This is a genomic window from Pedobacter sp. 22226 (genome assembly GCF_052045455.1).
Classification (GTDB): Bacteria; Bacteroidota; Bacteroidia; order Sphingobacteriales; family Sphingobacteriaceae; genus Pedobacter; species Pedobacter jeongneungensis.
In genome coordinates, this window is sequence record NZ_JBQEPB010000010.1 from 214,321 (window position 1) to 238,307 (window position 23,987).

Here is a 23,987-nt window from a genome sequence, read left to right on the forward strand (position 1 = left end):
AGGGGATCTTTCTATGTCCAGGTGTTTCCAGCCATGATTAATACCTGGCTTTCTTTACCATATTTTAGTTCGTTAAGAAAAGTTTCCATTCCATCCTGCAGTGGGATCAATGCGATTCCCCTGCGCTGGTATTCTTTCTCCAGCGTTGGCGAAACCATACCGGCACCTTTCCACGGGCCCCAGTTAATGGCCATTACCTTACCCTGAATTTTCTGTTTTAAAGCCCAGGCATATTTGTCCATTACGCTGTTTGCTGCGGCGTAATCGGTTTGTCCGCGGTTACCGTAAACAGAAGCGATGCTCGAGAACAGGATCACAAACTGGGTTTCAGGTCGTAATTGCTCTGCAAGCACCCTTAACGGAGTTACTTTGGTATCGAAAACGCGTCCGAAGGATTCAGAAGTTTTGCTGTGGAACAATTTATCTTCCAGTAAACCTGCGCCATGTACCACGCCATCAATACGGCCGTAATCTTGATAAACCTGGTTGATTAAACGGGTTAAAGCTTCTTCATCTTTAAGATCAAGCGATTCGTAAACCACGGTAGAACCACCTTCTTCTAAAGTGGCAATGCAACGTAAAATCTGGTTGTTTTTATAAATCCGATTCGTTTCCTGTTCTATCTCGGCAGGTTTTTTAATCTCACCCTGCTTAATTACGTACTGCCTGATCTCATCTTTGGTTTTTAACGAAGAACTGGCTTCATTTGCTGAAGCTATTGGATTTGCAGAACGGCCCACCAAAATGTACCTGCAAGGGTAATCTTTTGCGAAATGGATCATCAGTTCGGCTGTAATCCCTTGTGCACCACCTAAAACCATCACTACGGCATCTTTATCCAGATGGATATGCGCATCGGTTTCGGTACTGAGCTGGTGGGGCACCAGTTCCATAATGTGCCTTTTGTTATCGTTGTAAATAATCTCCGAAGGTTTATCCGGATTCAGTATTTCGTTTAGGGTAATGTTGGTGATTTCATCGGCCGACATTTTGGTTTCCAGACTGATGAAACGGCATTTGGTATGTTCGTACTCGCGGTCTAAACTTTTAAAGAAACCAGAATAACCCTGGTAATGTCTCAGAAAAGAAATATCCGATTGATTGTTAAAATATTGTTTGGTATCTGCAATGAGATAAACCCATTTTACAGTATCAAAATTTAGTTTTTTTATGGTGGCGAAATGATCGAGGATGCCCACTTTTCGCTGTGCTTCGAACATGTTCAGGATGATAAGCCCCTGGTAACCGTCTAACGAATCTTCGAAATTTACGAGATCGGCAATTGCACCATGTTTTTCGAGTACTTTTTTGATTTTAAGCGCTTGTCCGCCGCCATCGTCGGTTAAGGCAAAACGCTGTCCTTTTAATATCGCTGCTTCGGTAATGGTGAGTGCAGCAGGAGTTAGCTCAAATCTCAAACGCGATAATTTTTCTTTAACGGTTTGGTCATCAATGCTCTCCTCAATAAGCTTTTTTGCCTCGGTAAGCACCTCCGAGCTTTCTGTTTCAACATCGGCAATCCAGTTAACCAGGGCATTTAAAGTTTTAATTGCAGCCAGTTTCTCCATTAAATCATCAGCCTGTTCGCTTTGCGTACCGAAACCGATTTTTTCTTTAAGCGATGCAATAATTTCCATCCTTTTGATCGAATCGATACTTAAATCGGCTTCAAGATCTAAATCCATGCCCAGCATTTCTTTTGGATAGCCGGTTTTTTCGCTTACCACTTCAAGAATGGCTGATTTTAACTGATCGATTGAAAATTTTGTCTGCTCCGATTGAATGATAGGCACTGATGTTACAGCAGGTGTGCTAACCGCTTTTGGTTGTTCCGTATTTTCGGTAATCCAGTTTATGAGGCTGCTTAAAGTTTTAAGACCGGCAAGCTGTTCCATAATTTTATCTTCCGGTAGGTTCAATTGAGAGAAACCACCCAGGTCGGTACGTAAAGCACCGATAATTTCTACACGTTTAATGGAATCGATACTTAAATCAGCCTCAAGATCCATTTCCATGCCCAGCATTTCCTGTGGATAGCCTGTTTTATCGCTCACAATTTGTAAAAGCACCAGTTTTAAGTCTTTTTGTTCAATTGCAGGCGTAATTACCTCAATCGTTTGTGCCTGAGGCACTTCCTGTTTTGCCGTAATTTGGTTTTCAATGCAAACCGGCTGAGGGGCCTGATATGAGGTTAAGGGTTGATTAATGATTTGCGAAGGCATTGCGGGAGCTTGTCCTAAAAAGGAAAGCATCACATCGCGTTGCGCCTGAATCAGCATTTTCATGCTGTGCAGGTATTCCTGCATCATCAGATCTTTGGCCGAGCCATTAACCTGTTGATTTTCAGTTTGGGTAGAGGTGTTGTTCATAAGGATAATCGGTTTAGTAATAGGTGATGCACCATTTGCCGGAAGTTTACCTGTTGACGGAACAGCATGCTGACCGTTCACGTACCAGATAGCCGGACTTTTTTTATAGTCGGAAGGTTCATCCAGTTTGATTGTTTTAACTGAACGCCCCTCGAATAATTTTTCGAGTTTAATTTCGCGACCGGTGGCCATGTAACCCGCCAGTGTGCCCAATAAATTGCTTAATTTGTTCTGACCCTGATCTTCGGTGTGGAGGATTACTTCGTCCTGACCAATACAGGCTTTGGTTAAACCGCTTAGCACCTTGCCAGGGCCAACTTCTACGAAAACCCTGGCTCCGGCGGCATACATATCCCTAAGCTCATCAACAAAAAGGACAGGTTTGATCAAATGGTCGGTTAAACGTTCTTTTACAGCAGCGGCCTCAACAGGGTAGGCTTTTGCAGTGGTGTTAGACCATACCGGAATTTTAAGATCATTAAAGTTTACACCCGAAAGTACCTGTTGGTAAAGTACTTTCGATTTTGCAACCAACGGACTGTGGAAAGCACAGGCTACCTCGAGCGGACGGAAAGATATTTTGGCATCTTTTAAAACCGCTGCCAGTTGGGCAATACCCTGGGTACTGCCTGCAATGACACATTGTGTTGGGGCATTAAAGTTTACCATGTAAACTTCTTCTATATTATTAAGGTATTGTGTAAGGTTTTCCTGTTTGGTACTTACGGCAAGCATGGTACCGGGATCGCCATTTTCTACGGCATTTAAGATCGCTTTTGCTCTTTCTGCACTCAGGTGAACCAAAGCCTCTTCTTCGAAAGCACCTGCAAAACAAAGTGCAGGCAATTCGCCATAGCTGTGGCCTGCAACCATATCGGGCACAATGCCCAGCGAGCGTAAAAAGTTGGCAATTGCCAGATCTACAATACCCAATAACGGTTGTGCCATGCGGGTATCTTTAATCTGTTCTTTTTGTGCTTTGGCATCGGCATCATTAAATACCGTGTTAGGGAAAAGGACTTTTTCGTACTCAGGATAAGCCTTCAAAAGTTTTCTCATTTCGGGGAAAACCACAAAAAGATCCCTTGCCATATTTACCCTCTGGCTGCCCTGACCAGGAAACATAAAGGCAACTTTACCATCCTGTTTTTTAGTGAGGTAGGTGTCTTTGCTTTCAACGCCGGACAAAACAAGATCGATTTTCATCACCAGGTCTTCGGCATGGTTGGCTACAATACTCAATTGAACAGGTTTGGTATCGGCTGTTGCCAGGCTGTAGGCAATATCTTTCAGTTCGATCTGATCGTTCAGTTCTAAAAGGTTTTTAACTGAAACCAGACGGTTTTTAGCTTCTTCGTAGGTATCGCCCCTGAAAACAAAAAGTTCGGACGGCCACGATTTTAAGATCGAATTTTCATTTTTAACATTTTGGGCGCTTTCCAGTACAGCATGGAAGTTTGTTCCGCCAAAACCGAAAGCACTAACACCAGCATAACGTTTTTCTTCCATCCATAAACCCGCCTCCGTGTGGAACGCAAAAGGACTGGTTTGTGCATTATAAAAGCTATTCGGTGTTTTTAAGTTAATGGTTGGAGGTTTAATGCCGTGATAAACCGATAGCGATGCCTTAATTAAACCCGCAATACCAGCAGCACATTTGGTATGGCCGATCTGCGTTTTTACAGAGCCTAAATGTGTTTGTCCGGCGGTTGCGCCCGATTGGTTAAGCATATCGGTTAATGCACTGATTTCTGTTTTATCGCCAACTACGGTTCCTGTACCATGCGCTTCAACCAAACCGATCAAAGAAGGAGTGATACCTGCCTGGCTATAAGCCCTTTCCAGTGCATTTACCTGTCCGTTTTTACGTGGAGCAGTTAAACCCAGGCTTTTTCCATCACTTGAGCCACCCACACCTTTAATAATAGAGTAAATGGTATCGCCATCGCGTAGAGCATCGTCATATCTTTTTAATACGATCATGGCAATACCTTCGCCAAGGGCAATTCCATCGGCTTCGGCATCAAAAGTGGCACATCTTCCTTTTTTAGAGAGGGCGTGTGTGCTCGAAAACATCAGGTAATCGTTAATACCATTGTGCAAATCAGCTCCACCTGCCAAAACCATATCTGATTTTTCTAAAAATAATTCCTGACAAGCCAGATCGATTGCAGCTAAAGATGAAGCGCAGGCCGCATCAACGGTATAGTTTCTGCCACCTAAGTTTAACCTGTTGGTGATCCTACCGGAGATTACATTCGCCAAAATACCCGGGAACGAATCTTCTGTGGTTTTTGGTAAAGCCGCATCAACTTCAGCAGGCATTTCGCCAAAAATCTGTTTGTAATATCCTCTAAAGCTGTAGCTGTTGGCAAGGTCGTTTCCACCTTCGGCACCGATAATTACCGAAACATTTTCGTTGTCTACACCGCCATCGGCATAACCTGCGTGCTGCATGGCCTGTTTGGCCACCATTAAGGTAAGCAGCTGTGTTGGCTCAATAGCAGCAAGCGACTGCGGCGGAATACCGAATTCGAGCGGGTCAAAATCTATCCTAGGGATAAAACCGCCCCATTTAGAGTGCGACATATCGCCAGCTGTAGAATCAGGGTTATAATAAAGTTCTTTGTTCCATCTTTCATCAGGCACTTCGGTTACCGAATCTTTACCTAAAATGATGTTGCGCCAGTATTCTTCGAGGTTTTTAGCCCCGGGGAAAATACAGGCCATGCCCACAATGGCCACATCCAGTGCTTTTTCCTTATTAACCGGAGGAGCAGGAAGTATGGCATTTAATATATGTGCATAATTTTCATCAGCAACATCCTGGTGAAGATCAAGCAGCGACATCACCTTTTTGTGCATAGGGGCAATCTGACCGATCATGTACATGCCCAGATCAGTTTGTTCAGCTTCGTTAATTTTTACCAGCTCATCACCACGTCTTTCGATTCCCTTTGCAGCAATGCGCAAACGACCTACATTAAGCGACTCGAGTTTTGCCCAGATTTCTTTTTTATCCATTCCTTCGGCCTGAAGTTTCTTTTTTTCTTCATTAAAGAAAGTGGCAAATGAAGAATTCAGGCACCTGGTTTCGTGTCCGGGAGCTGTTTCCAGCAGTATCGTTTCGTTTGCCTGCATGGCTTCCTGCTGAAATTTATCTAAAATGGCGCCTGTACTTACCGCTTCTTTAGTGTATAAATAAGCTGTACCCATTAAAACACCTATTTTCATGCCTTTAGCAGCTAAAGGAGCAGCCATTACCGAAATGAAAGCGGTAGAAAAAGCATCGTGGATTCCACCGGCAAAGAAAACACTGATCTGATCGGCATTTTCTTCTTTTAACAAACGTTCGATCTGTTTTTCCCATAACACCATGCTGGATAGGGGACCAACGTGACCGCCACATTCGCGGCCTTCGAATACAAAACGTTTGGCACCTTCTTTCAAAAACATATCTAAAAGAGAAGCAGATGGCACATGCAGAAAGGTTTTAATCCCTGCTTTTTCAAAAGGTTTGGCTTGCGAAGGTCGGCCACCAGCAATTAACAAAACGGGAGGTTTGGCATTTAAGATGTATTCCTGTTGCTCATCCCTCAATTCATGTGGAGCAAAACCCAAAATACCCACACCCCAGGTTTTTTCGCCCGCCAATTTTTTGGTTTCTTCAATCAGGTTTTTGGCCGATTCGCCTTTTAATAAGGATAAGGCTATAAATGATAAGGCACCAGCTTCCGAAACGGCATTGGCAAAAGGTGCAACATCACTTACCCTGGTCATAGGCCCCTGAGCAATAGGATAGGTAATGTTTAGATCTTTAGCCAGCGAATTGTTGGCTTTGATTACATTAATGGCTTTGGCCTGTTTAATATGCCCATAAATGGCTTCTTTTATACCGAAAACCAATTTATCGAGCTTTTTATATTTGTTTACCAGATCAATCGACAAGGCAATATCCTGACCCATTGGCAAATAATCTGTTTCCAGGTTATAACCTTTAAAGTATTTTTGCAGACCGTTATAATCTATATCTTCTGCTACTGCCGGCGAATTGGGGCGGACCAATACCCGGCAATTATCAATCAGTTTGGTTTCTGTTCCGCTTAACTTGCTGCAAACTGTTTTTAAATCTTAGGGTACAGAAGATTCGGGGAATAAAGCCAGCTGACTATCTAAAATGATTCCTGCTGCACCCTGTGCCATTAAAGAGGCAGCCGTATGAATACCCACGCCACCCTGAACCCATACCGGAATGTTTACTACTTTAATGATCCGTTGAAAAAGCACAAAAGACGATTCGTAAGCTACACGGCCGGCACCTTCATTTCCTTTTACGATAACGCCATAAGCGCCATTTTTTTGTGCAGCTAGAGCCGATTCGAGATCGAAAACCTGGTAAATGATTTTTGCAGCTGTTTTGCTTTTTAAGACAAGATCAAAGGGAGTAATAATCAAGCTCACCTGTGCAGGCAGATCGATGTTCGCTACGGTAGCTGAGTTGATACTTACACCGAAATCTGATATACCTGCTTCCAAAAGTGTTTGAAGGGCTTTTTCTGCTTCATTTTTACAATGTCCAAGACTAAGCACCGGAAAGCAATCTGCTTTTTGTAAATTGGAAACCAGTCTTTTATCGGGGATTTCGAATGGAGTTACTCCAATAATGGCGTATTTGTTCATGGCTTTAGATTTTAATCTTTCTAATCTGTTTGGTGGATTTTTCTAAGCGAAACATAATGGTTCTTTATGCCTGCCGTAATACACAATAGAACTGCTTTTTATTGCTGCTATTAGTGTGTATGATTAATAATACTAAGGTACGAATTGATTATGGCAGATTGTTTTAAGTATCGGGGAATGAATGAATTGAACATAAGTATTCAAATAATGTGCTTTGTGAACAAAAATGAATTTTATGAACAGAGAAGCCTTTTGAAATGTGATTTTTATTGTTTTTTTTACTTCATAAATTGATAAAAAGATCCAAATATTAGCTAAATGTTAAATTTTATTAAATTTTTAACTTATTTCAGTTTGAATGACTAGCCTATTTCCCGAGGAAAGCTCAAGTATCTGTTATTTGTTTTTTTTATCGTTTTAAGTGCTTTTGTTTTTGTGTTTTAAATAAATAAAAGCTTCATCACGACGGATTTTGATCCAATATTTTCACATCTGATCAATAGTCTTTTAAAAATCCGAAGAATATCTTTGTAGTTTTAATTAGTTTATGTCGTATTTTTTAGCTTAAATTTTAACAGGATTTGTTTTGATTAGTTTACTGGTCATTGGTTCATTATTCATTAGTCATTAGTTAATTGGTCATTGGTTGATTGGTCATTGGTTGATTGGTCATTGGTTCATCGGTCATTTGTTTAATTGATTATTTTTGCTACCAACTAAGTCCTTTATTCACAATGTGCTGCGTTCATTTAAATTTGCGCTTTAGCTTTGCTTAAAATGAATTAAATTGTCAGTATTATTCTTTTTGATAATGTTTTTATGTTAAAAAAGTTTAATAAGTAGATAACTATGCTTAAATATTTTCTTTTGTTATTCTACATTTTTGGCTAATTAATTTTCATAATACAGCATCCCAATATTTAAAAGAAAATGACAGCTAAACGCACAGAGTGGAAAAATGACGATGAGCTTCTCGAAATCATAAGAACAGAACTTTATACCGCTGTAATAGGCGATATTATGGATAAAATGGGACTGCTTCATCAGTTTTTGCCACCAGAGATACAGCCCCTTCATCCTGATATGTTTATCGCAGGCAGAGCGATGACAGTGCTCGAAGCCGATGTATTGGAGTGTGGACCGTTCGAAAGCAGTAATCCGATTCTAAAAAAGCCTTTCGGTTTAATGCTCGAAGCATTGGATGACCTGAAAAAAAATGAGGTTTATATTTGTACCGGATCTTCGCCTGATTATGCCTTGTGGGGTGAACTGATGAGTACAAGGGCACAGATTTTAGGCGCTGCAGGTGCTGTAGTTGATGGTTATTCGAGAGATACCAAAGGGATATTACATCTTAATTTTCCTGCGTTTTCCTATGGTAATTATGCTCAGGACCAGGCGCCGAGAGGTAAAGTAATCGATTTTAGGGTGCCTGTAGAAATTAAAGGCGTATTGATTAATCCCGGTGATATTGTGGTAGGTGATATAGATGGCGTTTGCATTGTACCAAAACAACATGAGGTAGAAGTAGTAAGCCTGGCGCTTGAAAAGGCCAGGGGCGAAAAAATGGTGCAGAAAAAAATACTCGAAGGGATGAGCGCCAAAGAAGCGTTCGAGAAATACGGGATTATGTAAAAGGGAAATTCAAAAAATAAATCAAACACACAAATGAAACTATTTTATAGAATTTTTACAGCTTTAATGTTTTTCGTAAGTGCGGCACATGCGCAGATACAAAAAATAAATTATACCACAGCCGGTAAACAATTACTAAAGCTCAGCCGCATTTCACCGGCGGCATCAAAGCAGCCCGATAAAATCTCGCTGGATGGCACCTGGCAATTTTCTGCCGATATCAATTCATCACCGGCCGATAAAAATATTCAGGTCCCCGGAGAATGGGTAATGCAGGGTTTTGAAGTCAAAAATTCAGTTTATGCGGGTTATAAAAAGAGCTTCGAAATTCCGGAAAACTGGAAAAATAAACGCATTAAACTCCGTTTCGATGCCGTTTACAGCGAAGCAGAAATCTGGGTAAATGGAAAGAAAACAGCTACTCATTTGGGTGGTTTTACGCCTTTCGAAATCGACATCAACAATGTGGTGAAATGGGGAGGCAGCAATGAACTGCTGGTAAAAGTAAAATCAGAAAGTAAAGCCGATTCTTTAGCCAGTGCATCAACCTACGCTGTTCATCCTTTGGGCGGCATTTCACGAAAAGTATATGTAATGGCACTGGAGCCTGTAAACTTTGCTTATGCCGATGTCAAAACCATTTTGGATCAAAACTATGAAAACGCCACATTAAGTGCTGATGTTATTATTGCAAACGAACAAAATGAAAAAACTAATAACCTGACAATCAAAGCAGAACTTTTTAAGGCAGACGGGACTACAAAAGTTACTGAAAAAACGACCGTTGTTAACAATGCTATCGCCAGGGCTGAGTATTTGCAGCAGAACATCAGTTTCGATGTTATAAAACCGGTCAAATGGGATCCGGAGCACCCCAACCTGTATCTTTTAAAACTGAGTATTTTCCAAGATGGAAAAGCCGAAGATGTGATTACAAAAAGTATTGGTTTCCGTCAGATTGAAGTTCGTGGCAACAGGGTTTTTGTAAATAACATGCCCGTTAAGCTGCGCGGAATCTGTCACCACGAAACCATGCCTTTACGTGGCCGTTCGGTGGGCGATAACATGTGGGAAAAAGATGTAGAACTGTTTAGAGCAGGCAATGTAAACTATTTCCGTACCTCACACTATCCTCCGGCCGAAGAACTCATTGATGCCTGCAATCGCCTGGGGATGTTTCTGGAAGTAGAAGCACCTTTTTGCTGGGCCGAAAATACCGAAGTACCCGCGGGTACCGAAATTTACCAAACACTAATGGTCGATCAAACCCTGGATATGGTTAACTATTTCAGGTCTGATCCTGCAGTGCTCACCTGGTCAATCGGTAACGAAAGTGGTAAATACAAGGAATATTTTAAAGAAACCGCAAAATTGGTTAAACAATTCGATCCAACACGTCCGCGTAATTTTAGCCAGTACGGACCAGATGCAGATGAAGATGATCTCGAAATTACCAACCACCATTATCCTGGTCCAACAGGCCCGCAAACCTACCGGAACTACAAACGTCCGATCGTTTTTGATGAGTATGTCCATCTGAATGCCTACAACCGTTTAGAACTCGTTACCGATCCTGGCGTGCGAGATGCCTGGGGAATCGGGTTTGAAGCCATGTGGGAAAACATGTACCGCACCGATGCAGTTTTGGGTGGCGCCATTTGGGCGGGTATTGATGATACTTTCTTTTTGCCCAATGGAAAAACAGTTGGTTATGGTACCTGGGGACCGCTTGATGGCTGGAGAAGACCCAAACCAGAATACTGGCACATGAAAAAAATCTATTCACCTGTAAAAATTAAACTGGCCGGTAACTGGAATAATGGCAAAGTAGCAGTTGAACTGGAAAACAGATTGCTTTTTAGTAACCTGAACGAATGTAAAATTGAATGGAATCTGGCTAATGAAAGTGGCTTAATTACTGCCGATTTAAAAAGAAATGGTAAAACAACAGCCAATGTTACAGTGAGTAAAAAACCGTTGCCAACTGATAAAATGACGATCAAAGTTTATGATCCCCGTGGCGTACTCATTGATATTTACCAGTTTGCGGTTGTACCAACGGTTAGCGATGTAACTGCGGTAACAAAAACAGCTGGTCAACCCTGGATTTATACCCAATCGGGCAATAGCCTGACAGCCAAAAACGGGAACTTAAATGTTCAGTTCAACCTTATTAATGGCGATGTAGAACAGGTAAGCAATAATGGTAAGCCCGTTTGGAATACCGGCACAAGGTTAATGGTTTTACCTTTAACAGGCGAGGGCAGGGGAACCCAAATGACAGGCGAGAGCCAGCAATTTGATCCTTTTACAGATGTGTGTAAAAACCGGATCGTTAAAGAAATTAAAATGGATAAAGCTAAAAATGGCTTTACCGTGCATGTAACCGATGCCTATAGCGAAGCCAGTGGTACTACCAGTTATATCTTTTCTGCTGATGGTAAAGTGAAAATCGATTATAAATACACCATTAAAAAAGAAATTAATCCCCGCCAATGGGGTTTAGTATTTGGTTTGCCAAATAATTTTCAGGAATTAGACTGGAACAGAAATGCACAGTGGGATTATTACCCTGCCGATCATATTGGCAGGCCGGTTGGTAAAGCATTATTAACCTCCGCTAACGATGTTTCAGGTCCGGCAGGGCCTTCCAAATTACCTGCTACACCCTGGAGTTTAGATCGGAATGATTTGGGAAACAACGATTTCCGTTCCACAAAAATGTATATCAATTCTGCCCGGTTAAGCAATGGAATTTCATCTTTTAAAGTAAATTCCAATGGAGAACAGCACATCAGGGCCTGGAAAGAAACGCAGGGCATTAAAACTTTAATAGCAGGTTACAGTAATATGGGCGCTGAAAGGTTTTTTAGAGGGCATGCAGAAAAAATGGACCGCCCTTTAAAATCAGGTAATATAATCCAGGATAGTATAACGCTTCAGTTAAAATAAAAGTGACAGATTACAGCGATAATTATTTGTGGTCCGTTATCCCTAACCTGATTCGGAATTTTAACTCCGTAAGCTTTACGCGGGAGTGACGAACTGGCTCAGACTGGCAACATCCTTATTAAACAACATCATGTTAATAAACAAAATATACAATCATAAAGCGTACAAACTATTGCTTGCCCTGGCGCTGGTTATTGGTATTACAGTACCGCTATTGGCACAAAACAATGGCATCGCCAGTGTGCTTTCGCCAATTCCATCAACAGTACAAAGCAGTAATAAACCGGTTGTTTCTTTAAATGGCAATTGGAAATTCGAACAGACCGGCAAAAAGGGCAATATTAAAGTTCCGGGCGAGTGGGTAATGCAGGGTTACACCGTTAATGCAGGTGAAACAGCCACCTACAGCCGTGAATTCCACATCCCCGATGCCTGGAAAGGAAACCGCATTAAACTCCGTTTTGATGGGGTAAGCTCGCACGCGATAATTAAAATCAACGGAAAAAAACTCGCCGGACATGAAGGTAGTTTCGTTCCATTCGAAATTGATATTACCGATGCACTTAAAACCGGTGCAAACCTGCTGCAGGTTGAGGTACAAGCCAATACCATTAGCGATATTTTAGCCTGCACTTCTCAGTATGCAGTACACACCGTTGGCGGTATTTTGCGTAACGTTACTTTGTTTGCATTACCAGAAGTACACCTGGCAGATTTAACAGTGGTAACTACGCTTGAAGATAATTACAGCAATGCCACACTTCATCTTAAGGCTTTAATCAATAACCAGGGGCAAAATGCTACATCTGGTTTGGCGCATTATACTTTAACTGATGCCAGTGGTAAAATCATTGCTGACGTAAAAACACCATGGGCCGCAATATCCGGGCAGCAATCTGCTTTGCTTAATACCGATATTGCGGTAAAAAATGTAATAAAATGGAATACCGATCAACCTTACTTATATACTTTAACCACAGCGTTAATTGTTGATGGAAAAACAACAGAAAGCCATCATCAAAAAATAGGGTTCAGGCAGGTTGAAGTAAAAGGTAACCAGGTTTTTGTAAATGGGATGCCCATTAAATTAAGAGGGGTAAACCGCCACGCTGTACATCCACTCACCGGGCGTGCCATCAGCGATGATCTGGAACTGAAAGATGCTGAATTATTTAAACAGGCCAATTGCAATTACATCCGTACTTCCCATTATCCCCCAAGCGAAAGGTTTTTAGCCATAGCAGATAGCATCGGTTTATTTGTAGAAAACGAAAGCTCTTTAACCTGGATTCAGCACGGTGCCTCACCCATCTGGAAATTATGGAATTATAAAGACGAGAAGTTTTATCCTTATATGCTTGCTGCCAACATTGAAAAAATGCAGGCAGGCAAAAACCATCCTTCGGTAATCATCTGGAGTTTAGGAAATGAGAGTTACTGGAGTCCGCTGTGGGATAAAGTATATTGCGAAGCCAAAAAACTAGATCCCACAAGGCCAATTTCCTTTCACGACCAATGTTGGGGCGGTTTCAATAATGGAGGCAACAAGGTTGATATTGCCAATTACCACTATCCGGGTATCAATGGTCCGGCGGCGACAGATACCATGAAAAGGCCCACTTTATTTGGCGAATATGCCCATATCAGTACCTACAACCGCCGCGAATTACTAACCGATCCGGGTGTCAGGGCGGCTTACGGTCCGTCATTGGTTAAAATGTACGATAGCATGTACGTACACAAAGGTAATTTGGGCGGAGCCATTTGGAGCGGCATTGATGATACCTTTCACTTACCAGATGGCAATATTGTAGGTTATGGTCCCTGGGGACCAATTGATGCCTGGCGCAGGTTAAAGCCGGAATATTGGGGGATGAAAAAGGCCTATTCACCTGTAGTGGTCAAAAATGTACATCAACCTACCCTGAAAAATGGTAAATTGGTACTGGAAATCGAAAACCGCCACGATTTTATTTCGCTCAGCGAGGTAGAAATTAATGCAAAAGTAGATGGTATGGATATTCATTTAACATCAGCCATTAAACCACATCATGAAGGTACGTTGGAAATACCTGTAAAAGAAGATACGAAAGAAGTGTATATTTCCTTTAAAGATCCATCGGGCAATGTGGTAAATGAAGAACTTATTGTTTTAAAATCAACGGAAGAGCCGCTTGATACAAAGAAGCTTCCGCTAAGCTATACCGAAAATGAAATGGCTTATTTTGTAACGCAGGGATCGGTTAATTATACCATTAATAAAATTACAGGTGTTATATCGGGTGCCACAAACAATGGTGTAAAAGTTTTAGAGCAGGGGCCTGTGTTTAGTGTGGTAGCCATGAACAGCGAAGATGGAGGTAAACCCAATGTGGCCGGCGAAACTTATCAGAACAATATCCATCCCGTTAAAAATTATCCGCTCTATACCATTTTTGCAAATGCCATTAAAGTAAAGCAAAGCAGAGACTCCATCATTTTTATTATAAAAGCAGCCTATACCGATGGAGAAGGCAATTTAACATACACTTTTTCTGCCAATGGAAATACGCGGGTAGATTATGAGGTAAAAACCACTTCAGAAAAGCCTTATCAATATGGCATGCTATTCCAGTTGCCTAAAGCTTTTGATGTGTTAGGCTGGAAGCGTAAAGGCGAGTTTACCGTATATGCAGCAGAAGATATTGCACGCAACAACGGAACAGCTAAATTAAATGCAAAATGGCTGCCTGCGGTTGAAGAATTTGGAAAACCGGGCGCTACACTCTGGAAAGATGACGCCAATGAAATGGGATCCAATGATTTTAGATCCACTAAACAAAACATTCTTCAGGCAAAATTAAGTAACGGCGATCAGGCGATCATAATCCATTCTAACGGAAGGCAAGCCTCACGGAGCTGGTTGCAGGATGAAAAAATACAATTACTGGTTGCAGATTACTGGAACAATGGCTCTGAACCTTTTTACGGTTCGCCATTTACCGATGGGCGTACCAACATTAAAGGAAAAATGCTTAAAGGAAGTGTGAATTTTAGGTTGCAATAAGCTCATCGTCATTGCGAGAGGGCTTTTTTTAATGGCGATCTTTCTATAATGCAACCCCAGGACACGTAGCTCAACAACTTGATAAAGAAATAAAAAATAATAAACCAAATGTTGGCGGCAACACCAACAAAACAAAGATAAAAACAACAGCAAAATGAAAATAACAGATGTAAAAGTATGGCTGGTTGAGGGGGTAAAATACAACTGGACGTTATTAAAAATATATACCGATACCGGGCACACGGGAGTAGGCGAGGCCACAAACTGGCCGGGCAGTCCGATTGTTTTTGAAGCCGCCAAACATGTTGGTCAGCGGATTATTGGTTTAGATCCGATGAAAACCGATTTTATCTGGACCAAACTCTACAGGGATTTAAACTGGATGGGCCCTTTTGGTGCCAGTATGTGTGCCATTAGCGGTATCGATATGGCCCTGCTCGATTTAAAGGCAAAAGTATTAGGCGTTCCATGCTATGAGCTTTTAGGAGGTGCTTTCAGAACAGATATCCTGCTTTATGCCAATTATTGGTTTACTGGCGGCGGTCATAACACCGAAGATTATGCCACACAGGCCAAAAAAGTTAAAGCAGCAGGTTTTACAGGATTAAAATTCGACCCGTTTGCACACACCAATTATTTATATGGCGAAGATTTATCATCAAACCTGCAGCTTACCGCCGCACAGCAGGATCTGGCATTTAACGTAAGTAAAGCCGTGCGCGATGCCGTAGGTCCGGAGTTTGATATCATGATCGAAACCCATGCCATGTTAAATTATCGCGTTGCCGTAACCATGGCACAACGACTTTCCGAATTAAATATTACCTGGTATGAAGAGCCTGCGGGGCCAGAAAATGCGAACACTTTAAAAGCCATGAGAGACCGGATTCCTTCAAATGTTTCGATCTGTGTAGGCGAGCGTCATTATACCCGCCACGGGATCCGCGACGTACTGGAAAAACACATCTGCGACATTATGATGCCTGATATCACCCGTTGCGGCGGACCCTCAGAAATGAAACGGATGGCTACCATGATGGAGGCGTATAACGTGCTGTTGGCGCCACATAACCCAAACGGACCGTTATCTACACTGGCCTCGGCCCAGGTTTGTGCTTCTGTGCCCAATTTTTTCAGGCAGGAATTTATGTTTAATGATGTACCCTGGCGTGATGAAATAATCTCGCATCCAATTGCAGATATGGTACAAAACGGACATTTAAAACTGAGCAACAGACCGGGTTTAGGTGTCGATTTAATTGAAGAGGAAATGGAAAAACACCCTGGTATTTTAACGCCTAGGGCTGGTTTTTATGTTTAGTATCAACGCAAACCTACCAGGTAAAAATTAGATTTTATGGCATTAACAATAGATTTAAGTGGGAAAATAGCCCTGGTAACTGGGGTTACTTCGGGTATCGGGTTGGGAATTGCCAGAATGATGGCTAAAGCAGGCTGCACGGTAATCGGTTGCGCCGAACACAGTGAAGTAAGCGAGGTTGCCCAGCATTTTTTGTCGGAAATGAAGTCTTTTGATGTTCCAACCGACTATTTTAAAGCCGATATGGCATTAGCTGACAATATTGAGGCACTGGTTACAGACATTACCAACGATTACGGGCGGCTTGACATATTGGTTTCTAATGCAGGCCGGAATGTATTTAAGGGTTTAGAAAACTGCGCTGAAAACGACTGGCAGTTTAATTTAGATTTAAACCTTTCTGCCCATTGGCGCCTGGCTAAAAGCTGCAGGTCATTATTATCGGCAAATAACGGAGTAATTATCGTAATGGCTTCTAACCATGCTTTTACAAGTATTCCGGGTTGTGCGCCTTACAGCATTGCTAAAACGGCCTTAACGGGTTTGGTAAGGAGCCTGGCAATAGAGTGGGGGCCTGCTATCCGCACGGTTGGCATCGCGCCTGGTTTTATCGATACGCCGGGTAACCAGGAGTGGTTTAATTCTTTTGCTGATGCCGGTCAGGAAAGGCAGCGCACCGTAGCGTTACATCCGGTAAAAAAACTGGGTACCGTAGAAGAAATAGGAGGATGGTGCGTCTTTTTATCAAGTGAATATGCAGCTTTTGCGTCGGGGGTTACTTATTTGGTTGACGGAGGACGAAGTGCGGTGATGCAGGATAGTTAGGAAGGTTTAATATTTGAGATTAGGATCTGAGATTTGTGATCTGAGATTTGCGATTTGTGATTTGTGATTTGAGATTTGTGATCTGAGATTTAAGTTTTGTGATCTGAGATTTAAGTTTTTTGATTTGAGATTTGAGATTTAAGATTTGTGATTTGCGATTTGCGATTTGCGATTTGCGATTTGCGATTTGAGATTTGTGATCTGAGATTTGCGATTTGAGATTTGTGATCTGAGATTTAAGTTTTGTGATCTGAGATTTGAGATTTGAGATTTGCGATTTGCGATTTGCGATTTGCGATTTGCGATTTGAGATTTGAGATTTGAGATTTGAGATTTGAGATTTGAGATTTGAGATTTGAGATTTGAGATTTGAGATTTGAGATTTGAGATTTGAGAAAAATGGATAGGTAAGTTAGGTAAATTTTAACAATAAGATGGATATTTGGAAGCCTGATGTACTTTACAAAGCAGATTTGATTTTAGGAGAAGGTGCGCGCTGGCATGCCGGGTGGGAAAAATTCTTGTTCATCGATATCAAAGGCAAACTAATCGGTACCTGTAATCCGGTAAATGGAAAACTTGTAACCAGAAAAATATCGGATATGCCCGGAATGTTGGCACCTGCCGGAAACAATAAATTATTAGTGGCATTGCAGGGTAAGATTGTGTTGTTAGATCTGCAAACAGGCGAAACCATCACATTGGCTAAATTTAAAGAAGATGCCCAAAACCGCAGTAACGATGGCGCCTGCGATGCTTTGGGCAGGCTTTGGGTGGGTACCATGAATATTGAGGCCAAACACAAAGCCGGTAACCTTTATTGTTTTAATGGTAAGTTAATTAAGAAAATAAAAGGAACAAGCGTATCGAACGGGATTTGCTGGTCGCCGGATAACCGCATTTTATATTACATCGATAGTTTTCAGTACCACATTAAAGCTTTTGATTACGACCTGGCCACCGGGAACATCAGCAACGAAAGAGTTGTAGTGCAGATCATCGGACCCGATACCGTTGCCGATGGCATGTGTATCGATACCGAAGGCATGCTTTGGGTAGCCATCTGGGGCGGCGGTTGTGTAAACCGCTATAATCCCCATAATGGAAACTGTATAGGCAAAATTTTAGTTAATGCGCCAAATGTAACCAGTTGTGCCTTTGGTGGGAAACAGATGAATCAGATGTTGATTACAACGGCCAAAGATGGATTAAACGCCGAAGAATTAAAGCAATATCCACATAGCGGCTCACTATTTATGATAAAATTAAACATAACCGGATTGCCAACAGCGTATTACCGGCAGCCTTAATGTTTAACTGTTGCTAAAACCCAAATATACTAACCAGATAATATCCTTCCTGCAAAATGAAACTAGAACTTATAGATTACCTGATTATTGCCATTTACTTTGTTTTGGTAATGGGCATTGGATTGGTACTGAAAAAGAAAATTAAAACCGGCAATGATTTTTTACTGAGCTTCAATAATATACCCTTGTGGATTACCTGCCTGGCTTTTATCTCAGCAAATTTAGGCGCACAGGAGGTTTTGGGCATGGCTGCAAATGGTGCAAAATATGGTTTATACACCATGCATTTCTACTGGCTTGGAGCTGCTTTGGCTATGATTTTTTTAGGGGTATATATGATGCCGTTTTACTATGGCAGCAAGGCCCGCAGTGTACCCGAATATTTAAAACTGCGTTTTGATGAGAAAACCAGAACTTTTAATGCACTTACTTTTGCAGCAATGACTGTTTTCTCTTCTGGAGTATCTCTGTACGCATTAGCCATGCTGATGGAAGTTATTTTAGGCTGGGATTTCGATCTGTCCATATGGCTTGCTGCGGGTGTGGTTTTAATTTATACTTTCTCCGGAGGCTTAACAGGCGCCATTTATAATGAAGTGCTACAGTTTTTTCTGATTATTATCGGAATAGCTCCATTGGTTTATATCGGTTTAGATAAATCTGGTGGTATTGAAGGGATTTTGCAACACGTAGATAATGCAAAACTTCATGTTTGGAAAGGATTGGACAGCCCTGCAAATAACCCCATGGGAGTAGATGCCTTTAGTATGGTTTTTGGTTTGGGCTTTGTATTGGCCTTTGGCTACTGGTGTACCGATTTTTTGGTGGTGCAGCGGGCCATGGCCACCAGGAATCTGAACGAGGCACAGCGTACACCGGTTTTGGCCGCCTTCCCTAAAATTTTAATGCCTGCAATTGTAATTCTTCCCGGTATTATTTTACTGGCACTCCAGGGCCAATATAGCGGCTTCGAATTGCCGATTAATGTAAATGGAGATAAAGATTACAATATGGTATTGCCTTTGTTGCTGCAGAAACTGTATCCGAGTGGTTTGCTTGGCTTAGGTATAACTGCACTTATTGCTTCTTTTATGAGCGGTATGGCAGGAAATGTTACCGCTTTTAATACTGTGTTTACTTACGATATCTACCAGACCCACATTAAAAAAAATGCATCAGATTTACATTATTTAATGGTAGGTAAGGCTACCACCATTGCAGGCATCCTGATATCTATTGCTACGGCATATGTTGCCCGTGGCTTTAACAGCATTATGGATTTATTGCAACTGGTATTCAGTTTTGTTAATGCACCTTTATTTGCCACCTTCTTTTTAGGCATGTTCTGGAAACGCACTACCGGCCACGGTGCTTTTTGGGGTTTACTATTGGGTACCGGTGCTGCGGCTGTAACGCACGGCTTATCTGTGGCCGAAGGTAAAGGAGGATGGTTGGTCCATGCATTCGATTTTTATTCTGCAACAGGGCAGGCCTTTACCATTGCTTCAATTTCCTTTACAGTATGTCTGTTATTCACCATCATAATCAGCTTATTTACAACAGCAAAAGATGAAAAAGATTTGGCCGGACTGGTTTACAGCTTAACGCCAAAGCAGGATCTGAAAAGCAAAACCTGGTACACCAATCCACTTTATTTAGGGCTTATCGTGTTAATTATCACTATATTTTTAAATATCCTGTTTTTCTAAAAGGATTAGATTGGGATGGAATGTAACGCCGATGGAAACATCAGCGTTTTTTTTGTGGTAAAATTAGGGGCAATTGTTGATTAAAAACGGATTTAGCTGCGGTTAAATCAGTTTTATGCACCTGTTGTTGGTTGTTAGGAGCCATTTTCAAATAATATGGATTTAGAGCCAAAAACAAAGGGCAATTTTCGATCTGAAAATTACCCTTCTGAGCGTATTAATCTGTTTTTGTTCGCTGTTAACGTTTAAAACTGTCTTTTTTTGCTACAAAGAAAGTATCTATGGCAAATTTTTCATAAAAGGGTTTTAAAATGTCTCTTTGAGGAAGATAGGCTGTATTAATGAAAATATCCGTACCCGGTTTGTAATCACTGATTCTGGTGATTGTTGATTCGGTTATGGTTACTTTTATTGTTTTTTTCACATTGGTTACGTCCGTGTACTCTACCGTTGTAAATAAAGCAGTTGGGTCTACCCACAGCCAGTCAATAGAAAGTATTTTGGTAGCTGCATCATACACGGTAGTAGTAGGATTATAGGCCCTGTTTACAATGCCACTGGCGTAAGTGTCTCCATAAACAATTCCCGGGGAAGTTATGGGTACAGATATGTTTCCCTTGTCGTCAAATGTCCTTACTTCAAAATTTATTCCGCCCTCTTCTAATTTGTCGATAATCAGCTTTACGGTATCAACTCCTGAGGTTCTTTTTATTGATTTTTCTATCATGTTTTGTTTGCCATTCCAGAATATCTGATATTTCACAATTTTCGGATCGGAGGTAAAAAGACCGTACACCAACACTCTTTTTTTGCCGGAAACAATTTTTAAAGAATCTAAAATGCCCGGGTAAGATATTTCCTTTGTGCCCTGGTACTTCCCTTTGTAGTCATCAATTTTAGAGCAGGCACCTGCAAGCATTCCAAATGCCAGCATATATAATATAATTTTCGTTTTTTTCATAGTTATACTTATTTACTACCGTAGATATCGATTTGAGCGGCCATAATGGCGAAATTGTTTTCCCAGTTTCGTAAAGATTTTATTCGGAAATACCTGAAAGCAGGAAGTCCCGGTTCAAATTCTGTGCTCCAACCCTTTAAAGCGTAGGCTAAATCTTCTGCTGTTTCTGTTCCGGAAGGTAAACCGGAAGGTTTTATCACAACACCGTCGGCTATCTTTGTCCAGCTGGAGTAGCTGCCATCTGCAGTAGGGTTGTTGGTTGCCCATATTTCGTACTCTCTTAAGTTTGGGCGTACATAAAATTTTCCACCGGATTCTGTTCTCGGGAATAACACAAACCTGCTTAATGCTGTGGTTACGCCTAAATCGATGGTAATGGTTTGTGGTGTAATGGCGCCTTCGGTAGTAAATGCCCTTGGCCACGTAGCAGTAGTTGGGTATTGATCATCCCATAAATACCTTAAAAGTGCTTCAGGATAGGCTGGTTTTGCATCGCCCGGTAACGAGAGCAGGTTAAACTTTGTTTTATCTAATTTTATTTCGCTGTAAGGGGTTAAATCTTTATACAAGGTGTCAGTATGGTTACCAAGCCTGTCGGTTACCACGAAGCCAAATTTAGTGGGTACTGCTGCCTGGCCACGTATGGTAGTATTGCCTAATGCGCTCTGAGAGTAGATTTTATCCAGACTTTTCAATGCACCGTTACTGTCTTTTATCAATGGAACGATAATAACAGGTAGCTTATCTAAGTTTGAAAATTTAATGTTGGGACCACCAAAGCCGGCTACAACCTTTAAACTTTCGAAAACATTTTGAATTGGTGATTTTAACGGCTTAATTTTAACTTTTACAGGGTCTGATTTTACTTCGCTTTTGGTTACCGAATACAGGGTAATTTCCTGCTCATCTGTAGAATTAAATCCATCTACCAAAAGTTGATTGGTATAGTAAGAGCTTACCACTTCGCGCTTAACCCCCGGTCTTATCTCGTATTCTGCTTTAATGTACGATAATCCTTCATTACCCGGCAGGGTGTAGGTTAACAAGGCGCTTCCGCTTCTATTCTCTACAACAATATTGGTTACAACCCCTGGTTTTTCGCTGCTGTTTTCTATCGGGCCATTTAAAATATCGCTCTTGCACCCAAATGTACCAGCGGCGATTATAGCTAACAGTACATAAAATTTGTTTATAATCTTTTTCATATTAATAAATATTACCAACCCGGATTTTGTACCAGGTTTTCGTTAACTAATAATGCATTTTCTGTAAGTGGCCATAAATAGTCTCTGGGGGCTACAAAACGCTGGCTAAAAAATGTAAGCTGCCTGTAGTAGAGTATCGGATTACTTTGTTGTATATCCCATCCCTGTACGTTTCCATTCAGTTCTAAAGAAGCTGTTTTCCATCTTCTTAAATCCCAGAAACGGCTGCCTTCCATTGCTAATTCGATGGTACGTTCTTGCCTAATAATGCTTCTGAGGCCGTCTTTTGACTGATATTTGGTTGGATTATTCGAATAGGTGCTCCATGCTTCCTGAATGCCTTTTAAACCCGATCTTGCTCTGATCCTGTTTAAATATTCATAAACATCTGCACCCGGACCAGAGAATTCGTTTAACGCTTCTGCATACAGTAAATACAGATCTGCCAGGCGGAATGTTGGCCAGGGATATCTTTCAATTGTTACGCTATTATTATCGCCCCAGGTAAATTTCCAGTTAATTAATTTTTTGCAAAAATAACCTGTTATTGGCAAAGGTGTACCCGAACTGGCTTCTCCCAGTCTCGATTTTATTGTGTAAGTATCTTCATCGGTACGGGTTGGACTACTTTCCTGATACCAAACGCCACCATCAAAAGACAACGAAGCGTAAAAACGACCTTCTCTGTCAAAATTATATCTGGATGAGGTATAGCCAGGTACGTTATAGAAACGCTCAGGTTTAAGACCAACCCTACGTTCAGATTTATCACCGAAACTCAGTGTTTTGTCTTCATTAATGGGTACGCCGTTAATGGTGTAAAACTGATCGGCCAGTTTCATGGTAGCACCCACATCAGCAATTGCACCTGCGTTTGCTCCTCTGCCATTTCTTCCATCAAAGTGGCCAACGGTAATTAATTGCAGGTTATCGGTGGATGAGCTTGAGTTACCCCAGATCAGTTCTGAGTTTTGCCATTTCTGGCTTACGGCATTGCGCAGGCTCATCTGCCTTTTCGTGCTATCTGTTATTTTAAATAATCCGGCAGGAAATTCAAAAAGTTTTAAACCGGCATTTTCACAGGAAGTAATGGCTTGTTTACATGCTGTTGCGGCCCTTTCCCATTTTTTAGCATCGTATGTAGTACTGATTAATTGTACACCCTTTTTATCTTTAAATCCTGTGTAATCGGTATTTCCATTAAATAAGGGGCTGGCTGCCAATACTAAAACACGTGCTTTCATGGCCAAAGCGGCTGGTCTTGTTAACCGTCCCAGTTCATTTGCTGTGTTTTGTATGTTATCGGGTAAATTAACAGCCGCTAAATCAAGGTATTTCACAATAAAGTTGGTTACGCTATCAACAGGCATTCTGCTCAGCTTCATGTTCTCAATTGGCTCATCAATATCCGGACTTACCTCAACAGTAGGAATAGGGCCATAGGCTCTCATTAGGATAAAATGATAATAAGCTTTTAAAAATTGCCCTTCGGCAATCCATCGGTTTCTTTCATCCAGGCTTATATCAGGTACTTTTGTCATATCCTGCATGTTCTTTATAAAAACATTACAGTCTCTTATGCCCCTGAACATTGATTGTGCCCCGTTAGAACCATCCCAGTAATTATAATAAGGATCTACGATGTTTTGATTTCCACGCGGAAGGTTGGCCGCAAAACTATTAGAGCGGCTTACAATCGGGGTACACATCTCATCGCCACCTAAAAATGCAGGGTTAGAAATGGTATTTCCATCATCCGGAATATAGGAATAACAGGTAAATAGATATTTTTCGGCTTCGTTACGCAGGGTAAAGGCATTTTCTATTTTTGCTAAGTTATCAGGTGTTACATCCAGGTAACTTTTTTTACACGATGTAATTACAATTACTGCAAATAAAGTACAGGCAAGTATTTGCATTTTAAACATCAATGAGTTGTATATCAGTTTATTATTCTTTTTCATGTTCGTTTGT

Annotated in this window: 12 protein-coding genes; 7 read left to right on the forward strand and 5 right to left on the reverse strand. The window is 41.3% G+C overall.

The genetic code is table 11. From position 1 onward, the window contains the following. Nucleotides 1-11: 11 nt before the first annotated feature. Together ACTJKC_RS21790 and ACTJKC_RS21795 are read right to left on the reverse strand one after the other, a co-directional pair. Nucleotides 12-6,335 (reverse strand): SDR family NAD(P)-dependent oxidoreductase, encoded by a 6,324-nt coding sequence (locus ACTJKC_RS21790; RefSeq protein ID WP_440795351.1) that lies wholly within the window; start codon nt 6,333-6,335, stop codon nt 12-14. Between the two features lie 165 nt (nt 6,336-6,500). Then, entirely contained in the window at nt 6,501-7,049 is a 549-nt protein-coding gene (locus tag ACTJKC_RS21795; RefSeq protein ID WP_440795274.1) for a hypothetical protein, read from the reverse strand. Between the two features lie 930 nt (nt 7,050-7,979). Between ACTJKC_RS21795 and ACTJKC_RS21800 the strand changes: the two genes are divergently transcribed. The 7 genes from ACTJKC_RS21800 (at nt 7,980) to ACTJKC_RS21830 (ending at nt 19,847) form a co-directional block, all read left to right on the forward strand. Next, complete coding sequence (locus ACTJKC_RS21800) at nt 7,980-8,684, forward strand: RraA family protein (protein ID WP_440795276.1); 705 nt, start codon at nt 7,980-7,982, stop codon at nt 8,682-8,684. 33 nt (nt 8,685-8,717) lie between these two features. Further along, nucleotides 8,718-11,636, forward strand: a complete 2,919-nt coding sequence (locus tag ACTJKC_RS21805) for a glycoside hydrolase family 2 TIM barrel-domain containing protein (protein WP_440795277.1) — start codon at nt 8,718-8,720, stop codon at nt 11,634-11,636. A 130-nt stretch (nt 11,637-11,766) separates the two neighbouring features. Continuing rightward, nucleotides 11,767-14,682, forward strand: a complete 2,916-nt coding sequence (locus ACTJKC_RS21810; RefSeq protein ID WP_440795279.1) for a glycoside hydrolase family 2 TIM barrel-domain containing protein — start codon at nt 11,767-11,769, stop codon at nt 14,680-14,682. A gap of 154 nt (nt 14,683-14,836) precedes the next feature. After that, nucleotides 14,837-16,003: a mandelate racemase/muconate lactonizing enzyme family protein gene (locus ACTJKC_RS21815; protein WP_440795281.1), complete on the forward strand. Its 1,167-nt coding sequence runs from the start codon at nt 14,837-14,839 to the stop codon at nt 16,001-16,003. A gap of 36 nt (nt 16,004-16,039) precedes the next feature. Further along, nucleotides 16,040-16,828, forward strand: coding sequence for an SDR family NAD(P)-dependent oxidoreductase (locus tag ACTJKC_RS21820; protein ID WP_440795283.1), 789 nt, complete (start codon nt 16,040-16,042; stop codon nt 16,826-16,828). A 434-nt stretch (nt 16,829-17,262) separates the two neighbouring features. Beyond that, complete coding sequence (locus tag ACTJKC_RS21825) at nt 17,263-18,138, forward strand: SMP-30/gluconolactonase/LRE family protein (protein WP_440795285.1); 876 nt, start codon at nt 17,263-17,265, stop codon at nt 18,136-18,138. A gap of 56 nt (nt 18,139-18,194) precedes the next feature. Continuing rightward, on the forward strand, nt 18,195-19,847 hold the full coding sequence (locus ACTJKC_RS21830) for a sodium:solute symporter family protein (RefSeq protein ID WP_440795287.1): 1,653 nt from the start codon (nt 18,195-18,197) through the stop codon (nt 19,845-19,847). Nucleotides 19,848-20,085: 238 nt separating this feature from the next. Here the strand turns inward: ACTJKC_RS21830 and ACTJKC_RS21835 are convergent, their stop codons facing one another. Genes ACTJKC_RS21835 through ACTJKC_RS21845 form a run of 3 tightly spaced genes read right to left on the reverse strand, consistent with a single transcriptional unit; the run spans nt 20,086 to nt 23,977 of the window. After that, nucleotides 20,086-20,808: a DUF4998 domain-containing protein gene (locus tag ACTJKC_RS21835; protein ID WP_440795289.1), complete on the reverse strand. Its 723-nt coding sequence runs from the start codon at nt 20,806-20,808 to the stop codon at nt 20,086-20,088. A gap of 8 nt (nt 20,809-20,816) precedes the next feature. Then, nucleotides 20,817-22,013 (reverse strand): DUF5000 domain-containing lipoprotein, encoded by a 1,197-nt coding sequence (locus tag ACTJKC_RS21840; protein WP_440795291.1) that lies wholly within the window; start codon nt 22,011-22,013, stop codon nt 20,817-20,819. 11 nt (nt 22,014-22,024) lie between these two features. Then, nucleotides 22,025-23,977, reverse strand: a complete 1,953-nt coding sequence (locus ACTJKC_RS21845) for a RagB/SusD family nutrient uptake outer membrane protein (protein ID WP_440795293.1) — start codon at nt 23,975-23,977, stop codon at nt 22,025-22,027. Between the last annotated feature and the right edge of the window lie 10 nt (nt 23,978-23,987).